This is a genomic window from Armatimonadota bacterium, assembly GCA_031459715.1.
In the GTDB taxonomy this organism is placed as follows: Bacteria; Sysuimicrobiota; Sysuimicrobiia; order Sysuimicrobiales; family Humicultoraceae; genus Humicultor; species Humicultor tengchongensis.
This window is the reverse complement of the sequence record JAVKIA010000028.1, coordinates 23,169-34,594: the sequence shown is the minus strand read 5'-3', so window position 1 is coordinate 34,594 and position 11,426 is coordinate 23,169. Positions and strand designations below refer to the sequence as shown.

Sequence of the window (11,426 nt, the reverse complement as noted above, 5' to 3'; positions counted from 1 at the left end):
CCGATTCTTCTGGCGGTAAGACCACGAGGTGTAGCACCCCGGGAGCGTGTCCAGGCCCTCCCCGCACAGGGGGTCGTCCACGGGGAGCAGCGTTTCCGGGCCCTCCGGGCGCGGCGTTCGTCTGCAGGGTGGGGGAGTCGCCCTTTGACAGAGACGCGCGACCGGGCCTATAATTGCCCGCAAGCAGGCTGTTGGGGCGAAGACGAGGACAGTAGGCCGATCTTCCGCCGTCCAGAGAGAGGGCGCGGTGCTGCGAGCGCTCTCCGGCGAACCGGCCGAAGACCCCCTCCGAGCCCGCCGCCGAGACGCCCCGGGCCAGGCCAGGTGGCGCTAAGGCGGCCGGTCCCGTCCCGTGATGACGGGTCTTGAGTGCCGTGGCGCAGGAAACCTGTGGCCGCGGAATCAGGGTGGAACCGCGGAGCCCTCCGTCCCTTGCACGGAGGGCTTGTTGTTTGGGGAGCGAGGAGGAAGACACCATGGATGAGGTCCAGGTCCGCCTGCAGGACGGCAGGGTAAGGCGGTACCCGCAGGGGACGCCGCTGGCGCAGGTCGCCGCCGACGTGGGGCGTGAGGACGCCCTGGTGGCCCGGGTGGACGGGCGCCTGGTGGATCTGGCCGCGGCCCTGGAGGGGGACGCGGCTGTGGAGTTCGTGGGCTTTGATGACCCGGAAGGGCGGATGGTCTACTGGCACTCGTCCGCGCACCTGCTGGCGCAGGCGGTCAAGCAGCTCTTCCCCCAGGCCAGGCTGGCCATCGGGCCACCCATCGACGACGGCTTCTACTATGACATCGACATCGGCCGCCCGCTCACGGCGGAGGACCTGGAGCGCATCGAGGCGCGGATGCGCCAGCTGGCGGCGGCGGACCAGCCCATCCAGCGAGTGGAGATCCCCCGCGACGAAGCCATCCACCTCTACCGGGAGATGGGGGAGCGCTTCAAGCTGGAGCTGCTGGAGGAGATCCCCGACGCCCGCGTCTCCTTCTACCGCCAGGATGGCTTTCTGGACATGTGCCGCGGGCCGCACCTGCCCAGCACCGGCCGGATCAAGGCGATCAAGCTGCTCTCGGTCTCAGGGGCCTACTGGCGGGGGGACGAGCACCAGCCCATGCTGCAGCGCATCTACGGCATCACCTTCCCGGAGGCGTCCCAGCTGGAGGCGCACCTGCGCCAGCTGGAGGAGGCCCGCCGCCGCGACCACCGCCGCCTGGGGCGGGAGCTGCAGCTCTTTGCCTTCGCCGAGGAGGTGGGGCAGGGGCTGCCGCTGTGGCTGCCCCGCGGCGCCGTGGTGCGCCGCATCCTGGAGCGCTACATCGTGGACCTGGAGACGGAGCTGGGCTACCACCATGTCTACACCCCGGACCTGGCGGAGGTGGGCCTGTACAAGATCTCCGGGCACTGGGAGCACTTCCGGGAGAACATGTACCCGCCCATGGAGATCGACCACGAGGAACTGGTGCTCAAGCCGATGAACTGCCCGCACCATATCATGATCTACAAGCACCAGCAGCGCTCCTACCGCGACCTGCCCGTGCGTATCGCCGAGCTGGGACGGATGTACCGCTACGAACGGTCAGGGACCCTGGTGGGGCTGCACCGGGTACGCTCCATGACCCTGAACGACGCGCACATCTTCTGCCGCCAGGACCAGATCAAGGAGGAGTTCGCAGCGGTCGTCCGCCTGATCCAGCGGGTCTACCGGGACCTGCGAGTGCAGGCCCACCGCTACGACCTGTCGCTGCACGACCCGGCGAACCGGGCCTACTACCACCAGGACGAGGAACTGTGGGCGCTGGCCGAGGGGCTGCTGCGGGACGTGCTGGACGACCTGGAGCTGGCCTACACCCCGGTGGTGGGAGGAGCCAACTTCTACGGTCCCAAGCTGGACGTGCAGATTCGCACGGCCACAGGCGCCGTGGAGACGCTCTCCACGGTGCAGCTGGACTTCCTGCTGCCGCGGCGATTTGGTCTGGAGTACATCGGCGAGGACGGCAGGCCGCATGTGCCGGTGATGATCCACCGCGCCATCATCAGCACCATGGAGCGGATGATCGCCTTCCTCATCGAAGCCTATGCCGGGGCCTTCCCACTGTGGCTGGCCCCGGAGCAGGTGCGGGTGCTGCCCATCACCGACCGGCAGGTCTCCTATGCCCGGCAGGTGGGGGAGCGCCTGCGGACAGCGGGAGTGCGGGTGGAGGTGGACGCCAGCAACGAGCGTATCGCCTACAAGATCCGCCAGGCCCAGGTGATGAAGGTGCCCTACATGCTGGTGGTGGGGGAGCGCGAGGTCTCCAGCGCCCGGGTCGCCGTGCGGCGCCGTGACGGCGAGGACCTGGGACCGATGACGGTGGACGCCTTCCTGCAGCGCCTGCAGCAGGAGGTGGCGGCGAAAGCCTAGCGGCGTCCTCTTCCACCTCGCCCCACATCCCCCGCCCCGCAAATTCCGGATGGCCCCGCCGATAGACGCGGCGTGGGCCGTCCACTTGTCTGGGTCACCCTGGCGTTTGCTGCCGGCATCCTGACCGCCGACCGGCAACCGGCCGACCCGGCACCGGTCGTCCTCATAGCGGGCGCCGCCTACGCCGCCTGGGTGCTGACGCAGCTCGTCTTAGTTCCCACGCGCCGTGCCGCGGGGACCGGCGTGCTCTCCGGTCTGCTACTGTGCGTGTTTGCCGCGCTGGGGTATCTGACCGCGCTCCTGGACCCGGCACGGCAGGAGGCGGCGGCCGCCGCGGCCTGGGACGGGCATCGGGTCACCATCCAGGGAGTGGTCGCCGCTCCCGTGCGGACGGGCGACGGGCGCCAGCAGGTCGTGGTGCGCCTGCGGCGGCTGGACGGCCACACCCTGCCGCGGCCCTTCTCGGTGATGGCGACGCTCCCCCCGCAGCCGGCGCTGCGCTACGGAGACCTGATCGCTGCGCGGGGCGTGATCGTCTTGCCCCCTGACGGCGGCAACCCCGGCGAGCCCAGCCTGCGAGCGGCCCTGCAGCGGCGCGGAATCGCAGCCCTGCTGCGGGTGCCGCCCCACCGCCCGGCGACGGTAGTGCGCCGTGGCGCCGGGCATCCGCTGACAGCGTGGGTCCTGGGCCTGCGAGAACGGTTCGTGGCACCCCTGCTGGCCCTTCCCCCACCGTACGGCGGCGTGCTGGCGGGGCTGCTCTTCGGGGCGCAGGCTGGCGCCGGCCGGGAGATGGAGGAACTCTTTCTTCGCGCCGGGCTGCTCCACGTGCTGGTGGTTTCCGGTGCCCAGGTGGGGCTGCTGGCCGCCTCGGTGGTGGGCATGCTGGCGCTGTTGCGGGCGCACCCCGCCCTGCGCTTCCTCCTGGCCGGCGCAGTGGTACTCCTCTTCGCTGCCATGGTGGGGTGGGGCGCCGCGGTGGGCCGCGCCGCCATCATGGCCCTGGTCGGCCTGGGGGCGGGATGGCTGCGCCGCGATACCGATGCGGCCACCGCCATGGCGCTGGCGGCCCTGCTGTGGCTGGCCCTCTACCCCGCCGCCCTCTTCAGCCTGGGCTTCCAGCTGTCGTTTGCGGCCACCTGGGGGCTCATCTTCCTCTCTCCGGCCCTGGAGCCGCCTGTGCGGCCGCGCTGGCTGGCCCGGCTGGCCGGTGCCACCCTGGGCGCTCAGCTGGCGGTGCTCCCGCTGCTGGCTGTGGTCTTTCAGCGCGTTTCCCTGGCCGCCTTCCCGGCGAACCTCCTGGTCCTGCCCATCGTGGCCGTGCTGGTCCCTGCCGGGTTCGTCCTCAGTCTGGTGGGTCTGGTGCTCCCACCGGCGGCCTTCACCCTGGCCCCGGCGTTCCTGCCACCGGTGTGGGCGATCGTGGCCCTGGCCCGGCTGTTCGCCGGCGCGCCCGGGGCCGAGGTGTGGCTGCCCCCGGTGGCCTGGTGGCAGGCGGTTGCGGCCTACCTGCTGCTGGGAGCGCTGCCGCGCCTGAGGCGGGGTGTCCTCGCCATCCGCGGGGGTGTGCGCTGGGTGGGGCTGGCCGTCTGGGCTCTGCTGGTCGCCGCGCTCCTGTTCACGGGAAGCGCCCTGCCGGGGAGCCTGGGCCCGCGGCTGCTGGTGGTCAGCGTCCTGGACGTCGGCCAGGGGGATGCCATCCTGGTCCAGAGCCCCTCGGGGCGCGTCCTCCTGGTGGACGGCGGTGGGGAGGTGGAGCTGCCGGGGCGCCTGCGCGGCGACGCGGCGGCCAGCTCCGGGGAAGCGATGCCCGCGCGGACCGACGTGGGCATGCAGCGGGTGGTGCCGGCGCTGCGGCGGCTGGGCGTGCGGCGGCTGGACGTGATCGTGCTCTCACACGCCCACGAGGACCACGTGGGAGGACTGCCTGCCGTACTGCAGAACTTCAGCGTGGATCTGGTGCTCGAGCCCGGGGTGCCCCACGCGAGTCCCTCGTATGCGCGGTTCCTGGAGCTCGTCAGGCAACGCCGGACCGCCTACGCCCTGGCGCGCCAGGGGCAGCGGATCGACCTGGGGGACGGAGCTGCCGCCCATGTGCTGTGGCCTCCGGAGGATGGAGAGCGCCGGGGCGCGGCGGAGCAGGTGAACGCCCGCTCGGTGGTGGCCCGGCTGTCGTTTGGCCGGTTCAGCGTGCTCCTCACCGGGGACATCGAGGCGGAGACGGAGGCGGCGCTGGTGCACAGCGGAGGGCTGCAGAGCACGGTGCTCAAGGTGGCCCACCACGGCAGCCGAACATCGACCACGCCTCTCTTTGTCGACGCCGTCCACCCGGTGTATGCGGTCATCTCGGTGGGCCGGGGGAACTTCTTCGGGCACCCTCACGCCCAGACCCTGCGCACGCTGGAGCAGCGGGGTATCAGGGTGTACCGCACCGACCGTGACGGAGCCGTGATCCTGCGCAGCGACGGCCGCTGGCTGGCTGTGGAGACCGTGCGCCAGTCGAGGCTGCGGTGAGCGCGCTGCACCTCTTTCTCGGCGAGGAGGACCTGCTGGTCGAGGAGAGGGTACGCGCCCTCATCGACCGGCTGCTCCCGCCGCAGGACCGCGCCCTGAACCTGGACGTGGTCGACGCGGCCACGACCCCCGCGGTGGAGATCACCACGCGCCTTGACACCCTGCCCTTCTTCGGAGCGCAGCGGGTGGTGCTGATCCGGCACCTGGACGAACTGCCGGAAGAGGACCTGCGGATCCTGGAGGAGTACCTGGCCCGCGGCCTGCCGCCTGCCGTGGCCATCTTTACCGCCCGCGCCCTGGACCGGCGCGGCCGCCTCTTCCGTACCTTCCAGAAACAGGGGACCATTCACCCCTGCGACCCGCTCTCGCCGCGAGATGCCCCCGCCTGGGTGGTGCGCGCCGCCGCAGCCCTGGGCAAGCGCATGGGGCCGCAGGCGGCGGGAGCTCTGGTGGCGCTGGCGGGGACGCACCTGCGCACCCTGGCCCTGGAGGTGGAGAAACTGGCGGCGTACGTGGGAGAGCGTCAGGAGATCACCGCAGAGGACGTCGAGGCCGTGGCCAGCCGCCTGGCGGAGACGTCGGTGTTCGCGCTCACGGACGCCATCGGGGAGCGCAATCCGCGCAAGGCGCTGCAGGCGCTGGAGGCCCTCCTGCAGACGGAGCACCCCCTGTCGGTGCTGGCCCTGATCGCCGGACAGTACCGCCGCCTGGCCCGCGCGGTGGCCGCAGGCGCGCGCAGCGAGACCGAGCTGGCTGAAGCCATCAACGTGCACCCCTACGCGGCCCGGAAGCTGCTGGCCGCGGCGCGCCACTACCGGGCGGAGGACTTTGCGCAGATCTTTGTCCAGCTGGAGGATGCCGACAGGGCCATCAAGTCCACCGGCCGCCCGGAGCTGGCCCTGGAGATGCTGGTGGTGGGGTTGTGCCGGGCGCCCGCGCACCCCGCTGGCAAGGATACCCGGTGACCGTGCAGGGCACCCGCCCGCGCGCGGCTACGGCGCGCCTGCAGCGGCCCGGCGGAAGCGGCGCATTAGCCGCGACTTCTTCCGTGCCGCCGTATTCTTGTGGATGATCCCCTTGGCCGCCGCTTTGTCCAGCGCCGCCACCGCCGCCAGCAGCTCCGCATCGCCGCCTGCGGCCGCCCGCTTCGTCAGCGTGCGCACCCGCGAGCGGACGGCCTGGTTGCGCAGGCGCCGCCGCTGCGACTGCCGCAGCCGCTTCAATCCCGACTTGCTGCGCTTGGCCATCGTGCACCTCGTCTCCCGGCGAAAGACGCCGGCGCTATGCGGACCGTAATTCTACCATCGGGCGCAGATGCGGCGCCAGCAGCCACCCGACCCGCGCGCAGGCCCCGCCGGAGGCAGTGAGCCCCATGGACGCACCTGTTACCGCCCGCCGGCTCGCCCACGCCGCCACCCTCATGGCGGCGGCCACCGTGGCCAGCCGGTTCCTGGGACTGGTGCGGGAGGTTGTGGCCGCGGCGCTGTTTGGTGCCTCCAACGAGAAGGCCGCCTACGTCATCGGTTACTACCTGCCGTTCTTCTTCCAGCGGCTGCTGCTGGGCGGGACGCTGAGCATTGTCTTCATCCCTACCATCACCGAGTACCTGACCCGGGGCGACCGGGCGGAAACCGCGCGGGCGGCGGCCATACTTTTCAACCTGGTCCTGCTGCTGGGTACGGGCATGGTGTTGCTGGGAGAGGTGGCAGCGCCGCTGCTGGTCCAGGTGGCGGCACCGGGATTCGAGGCGCATCCCGGCCTGCTGCCCCTGGCGGTCCACCTCACCCGCATCATCTTCGTGGCCATGCTTTTCCTGGCCCTGGCGGTCTACGCCACCGGTTTCCTCCAGGCCCACCAGCGCTTCACCGCGCCGGCGCTGGCGCCGCTGGTCTTCAACCTGGTGATCATCGGCGGCACGCTGTGGCTGGGGCCGCGCATCGGCATCCGCGGGATGGCGCTGGCCTGGGTGGGGGGGACCGCGGCGCAGTTCCTGGTGCAGTGGCCCGCCATGCGGCGCGCAGGGTTCCGCTACCTGCCGCGGCTGGAGCTGCGGCATCCCGCGGTGGGGCGGTTCGGGCGGCTGGCCTTCCCGGCGATGCTGGGGCTGGCGGTGCTGGAGATCAACGCCTACGTCTCCCGTTTCTTCGCCTCATTTTTGCCCGCCGGACCGGGAGGGAATGCCGTGGCCGTGCTGGACTACGCCTACGAGGTGATGCAGGCCCCGGTGGGCATCGTCGCCATCTCCCTGGCTACGGCTGTCTTTCCCACCTTAGCCCGGAAGGCGGCGGCCGGGGACCGCTACGGGCTGCGGGCGACCACAGGTTTCGGCCTGCGCATGGTCCTGGTGCTCATCCTGCCCGTGGTGGCCCTGCTGCTGGTGCTGGCCGAGCCCCTGGTGCGCCTGCTCTTCCAGCGGGGGGAGTTCAGGCCGGAGGCGACCGCGGCGGTGGCCTCCGCCCTGCGCGCCTACACCCTGGGGCTGGCCGCCGTGGCGGCGTACTACATCGTCACGAGGGCGTTCTACGCCCTGCAGGATATGGCCACGCCGGTGAAGGTGGGTGGGGGGATGGTGATCCTCAATGCTATTCTGGCGCCCGTGCTCATGCGGCCCCTGGGCGCGGCGGGCATCGCCCTGGCCACCTCCACCGTCAACCTCACCAACGTGGCGCTGCTCCTGTGGCTGCTGCGTCGCCGCCTGGGGGGCTTCGAGGGCCGGCGCACGCTGGGTGCCGTCACGCGGGCCGCGGCCGCGGCGGCGCTGGCCGGGGTGAGCGCTGTGGCCGTGACGCTGGGAGCGACGGGGCGGCTGGCCACGGGGGCGGCCTCCACCGCACTGCTCCTCCTGATTGCAGGCAGCCTGGGCCTGGCTGTCTACGTCACCGCCTCCTGGAGCCTGCGCGTGGAGGAGATCCGGGCGGTGCGGGACCTGCTGTGGCGCCGGATGCCCTCGCCCGGAGCACCCTGGGTCCGGGGCTGACTCCCTCCTCCGGAAGGCGCTTATCCTGCGGGAGGCGCTTATAATGCTTGTCGGGGACCGATCCGCGTCAGGGGACGGCCCGGTTGACAGCTCTGGGGGCGAATGTTAGCCTGAGCGCACGTTAGCACTCGCCGGAAAAGAGTGCTAATGACGGGGCACGAGCCATGAAGGCGTATCCGGTGCTGGACGCGCGCAAGCAGCGGATTCTCGCCGCGGTTATCCAGGAGCACATCCACTCCGCCGAACCGGTGGCCTCCGAAGCCGTCGTGCGGCACAGCGGCCTGCGGGTGAGCTCGGCGACGGTCCGCCACGAGATGGCCTCACTGGAGGAGATGGGCTTCCTCACCCAGCCCCACACCTCGGCCGGCCGCATCCCCACCGACCGCGCCTACCGCTACTACGTGGACGCCCTGCTGAACGAGGAGCGGCTCTCCGCAGAGGAACGGGGGCGGCTGCGGCGCCAGATCCACTCCCTGGCCGAAGAGGCGGAACGGCTGATCCAGGGGGCGGCGCGGGCGCTGGCCGAGGAGGTGCATTATCCCTCGGTGGTGGTCACCGTGCGTGCGCGGGAGCAGCTCTTCCGCCACCTGCACTTCGTCCCCCTGGAGGCGCAGCGCGTCCTCGGGGTCCTGGTCACCGACGCCGGGGTGTACCGGGGACAGCCCATTGAGCTGCCCGAACCCATCGAACCAGAGACTTTGGACCGCCTCTCGCGCGGGATCAGCGCGCGGCTGGAGGGGCTCACGCTGGGAGAGATCTCCCGCGAGCGCCTGGAGGCGCTGGTAGGGGAGATGGCCCGCTACCAGCGGCTCTTCGACTACCTCCGCCGCTGGCTGGACCGCGCCATCCGCCGCGCCGCGGTGGGGCAGGTCTTCGTGGAGGGCGCGATGCACCTCCTGGAGCAGCCGGAGTTCCGCCAACCCGACCTGGTCTCCGCCGTCCTGGCCACGCTGGCCCGGGAGGAGGAGATGGCGGAGATCCTGCGGCCCGTACCCGGACGGCCCGTCTGGGTGACTATCGGCAGCGAGATGCCCTCGCCGACGATGCGCGAGTGCAGCCTGGTGGCGGCCACCTACCGTATCGGCAGGCGCACCGTGGGCACGCTGGGCGTGGTGGGGCCCAAGCGGATGCGGTACCAGCGGACGGTGCCGCTGGTACGGTTTCTGGCCGAGAACCTGAGCGAGGAGCTAGCGCTCCTCAGCGCCTAGTGCCGGGGGTGCGTCCGCCGGTAGCGTCAACGGCAGATCACCATGGCGAAAGACTACTACGCAATTCTCGGCCTCTCCCGCGACGCCTCCCAGGAGGAGGTCAAGCAGGCGTATCGCCGCCTGGCCCGCGAGTACCACCCCGACGTGCGCAAGGACGACCCCCAGGCCAACGAGCGCTTCAAGGAGATCAACGAGGCCTACTACGTCCTGAGCGACCCTGACCGCCGCTCCCAGTACGACCGCTACGGCCGGGTGAGCGATATGCCGGCGCGGGACTTCGGCCGCGACTTCGGCGACCTGCTCAGCCCCTTCGACGACCTCTTTGACATGTTCTTCGGCCGCGGCGCACGGCCGTCCACCCGACTGCGGGAGGAGGAGGCCATCGACGGCGCAGACCTGCGCTACGATCTGGAGATCTCCCTGGAAGAGGCGGCCCACGGTGTGGAGAAGACCATTACGTTCTCCCGCCTTGATACCTGCACGGCGTGCTTCGGCACCGGGCGGGAGCGCGGCTCGACCCCCGAGACCTGTCCCGCCTGCCGGGGCAGCGGAGAGCTACGCTACCAGCAGCAGACGGTCTTCGGCTACTTCACCCAGGTGGTCACCTGCCGCCAGTGCGGTGGCCGCGGGACCGTTCTACGCCACCCCTGCCGGGAGTGCGGCGGGTCGGGACGGCGGGAAGCCACCCGCGAGCTCACCGTGAAGGTGCCCCCGGGGGTGGAGACGGGGACGCGACTGCGAATCGCCGGGGAGGGAGAAGGAGGGATCCGCGGGGGAGCGAGGGGAGACCTGCACGTGATCGTGCGCGTCCGACCCCACCCGCGCTTCACCCGTGAGGGAGCCGACCTGTTCGTGGAGGCGTCTATCTCCATGCTGCAGGCCGCCCTGGGCGACGAGATCGCACTGCCCACCCTCGACGGAACCACCACGCTGGCCATTCCCCCGGGCACGCAGCCCGGCACCCGCCTGCGCCTGCGCGGCCAGGGCATGCCCGACCTGCGCGGCGGGAGAGGAGATCTCTATGTGCGGCTGCGCGTGGAGATCCCCAAGGACCTGACTGCCGAGCAGCGACGGCTGCTCCTGCGGGTGGCCGAGCTGCGCGGTGAGCACCTCCGCCCGCAGAAGAGGTCCCTGTGGAACAAGATGAAGGACCTGCTGCAGTAGCCGCTGCGGGAGTCGGTCGTCGCTCCGCGGGCTACCTGCTGCTCACCGTGGATGCGCCTGCCGAGGCCCGTGAGGCGGTGGCCGCCCTGCTGCACGAGCTGCCCACCGGCGGGGTGATCGAGGAGGAAGGGACCGCCGGCCTGGTGCGCCTGCGCGCCTACCTGCGGGCGGAGGCGGCTGGCGGGCCGCAGGCTCAGGGAGCTGGCGGGGGACTTGATGAGCTCTGTCGTCGGCTGGCCGCCCTGCCTTCCTTTGGGCTGGGGGCCATTCCGCCCACGCTATCCCTGAAGGAGGCAGCGGAGGAGCCCTGGGCCACCTCCTGGCGGGAACACTACCACGCCTTCCCGGTGGGCCGGCGCTTGTGGGTGGTGCCAACCTGGGAGCGTCCGGACCTCCCTGCGGACGCTGTCCCCATCAGGCTCGATCCGGGGATGGCGTTTGGCAGCGGACTGCACTCCTCGACGCAACTGTGCCTGCAGTTGCTGGAGGAGCACCTGCAGCCCGGGTGGAGCGTCGCTGATGTCGGCACCGGCTCGGGCATCCTGGCGGTGGCAGCGGCGAAGCTCGGCGCCGCCCGTGTCCTGGCTGTGGACCACGACCCCCTGGCGGTGGAGGTGGCGCGGAGCAACGTGGCGCACAATCACGTGCAGCAGACGGTGGAGGTCGTGCTGGGCGACCTCCTGGCTCCCCTGGACGTGCCGGTCGACCTCATCCTGGCCAACCTGACGGCTAGTGCGGTAATCTCCCTGACTCCAGAGATCGTCCCACGCCTGCGCCCTGGTGGGCGGGCCATTCTTTCGGGGATCACCGACTTACGTGAGGCGGATGTGCGACAGGCCCTGGGTGGTGCGGGCCTGCGCCCCCTCCAGGTGGCCGCCGCAGGCGAGTGGCGCGCCTTCCTGGCGGCTGTGGCCGAACCGTGACCCACCGGTTCCTGGTCTCCCCCGGCGTGCTGCGGGGGGAGCAGGTGGTCCTCCCGCCGGCGGAGTCACGCCATGCGGCCACGGTGCTGCGGCTGCGGCCCGGCGAGCGGGTGGTCGTCTTCGACGGTCGGGGCGAGGAGGCGGACGTGGAGCTGACCGCAGTCGGCCCGCGCGCTGTGGCCGGGCGGGTCGTGGCCAGGCGCAGCGGCGTCCGTCCCTCCATTGCCATCACGCTGGTGCAGGG

At 71.4% G+C, this 11,426-nt stretch carries 9 protein-coding genes; 8 read left to right on the top strand and 1 reads right to left on the bottom strand.

Annotated elements, in window-relative coordinates; genetic code table 11:
* Positions 1-476 precede the first annotated feature (476 nt).
* From thrS to holA, 3 genes are all read left to right on the top strand, one after another.
* A complete protein-coding gene (gene thrS / locus QN152_10320; GenBank protein ID MDR7539904.1) occupies positions 477-2,396 on the top strand; it encodes a threonine--tRNA ligase in 1,920 nt (639 codons plus the stop codon).
* A gap of 72 nt (positions 2,397-2,468) precedes the next feature.
* Positions 2,469-4,910: a DNA internalization-related competence protein ComEC/Rec2 gene (locus QN152_10315; GenBank protein ID MDR7539903.1), complete on the top strand. Its 2,442-nt coding sequence runs from the start codon at positions 2,469-2,471 to the stop codon at positions 4,908-4,910.
* Entirely contained in the window at positions 4,907-5,875 is a 969-nt protein-coding gene (gene holA, locus QN152_10310) for a DNA polymerase III subunit delta (protein MDR7539902.1), read from the top strand. The genes QN152_10315 and holA overlap by 4 nt, the downstream gene beginning before the upstream one ends.
* A gap of 27 nt (positions 5,876-5,902) precedes the next feature.
* On the opposite strand, the gene rpsT is transcribed toward holA, so the two are convergent.
* Positions 5,903-6,157, bottom strand: a complete 255-nt coding sequence (gene rpsT, locus QN152_10305; GenBank protein ID MDR7539901.1) for a 30S ribosomal protein S20 — start codon at positions 6,155-6,157, stop codon at positions 5,903-5,905.
* A gap of 125 nt (positions 6,158-6,282) precedes the next feature.
* On the opposite strand from rpsT, the gene murJ reads away from it, so the two are divergent.
* From murJ to QN152_10280, 5 genes are all read left to right on the top strand, one after another.
* Entirely contained in the window at positions 6,283-7,887 is a 1,605-nt protein-coding gene (murJ, locus tag QN152_10300; protein MDR7539900.1) for a murein biosynthesis integral membrane protein MurJ, read from the top strand.
* Positions 7,888-8,051: 164 nt separating this feature from the next.
* A complete protein-coding gene (hrcA, locus tag QN152_10295; protein MDR7539899.1) occupies positions 8,052-9,095 on the top strand; it encodes a heat-inducible transcriptional repressor HrcA in 1,044 nt (347 codons plus the stop codon).
* A gap of 42 nt (positions 9,096-9,137) precedes the next feature.
* Positions 9,138-10,259: a molecular chaperone DnaJ gene (gene dnaJ, locus QN152_10290; protein ID MDR7539898.1), complete on the top strand. Its 1,122-nt coding sequence runs from the start codon at positions 9,138-9,140 to the stop codon at positions 10,257-10,259.
* Positions 10,229-11,182, top strand: coding sequence for a 50S ribosomal protein L11 methyltransferase (gene prmA / locus QN152_10285; protein MDR7539897.1), 954 nt, complete (start codon positions 10,229-10,231; stop codon positions 11,180-11,182). The genes dnaJ and prmA overlap by 31 nt, the downstream gene beginning before the upstream one ends.
* A partial coding sequence (locus QN152_10280) for a 16S rRNA (uracil(1498)-N(3))-methyltransferase (protein MDR7539896.1) occupies positions 11,179-11,426 on the top strand: 248 nt, incomplete at its 3' end. The genes prmA and QN152_10280, both read left to right, overlap by 4 nt.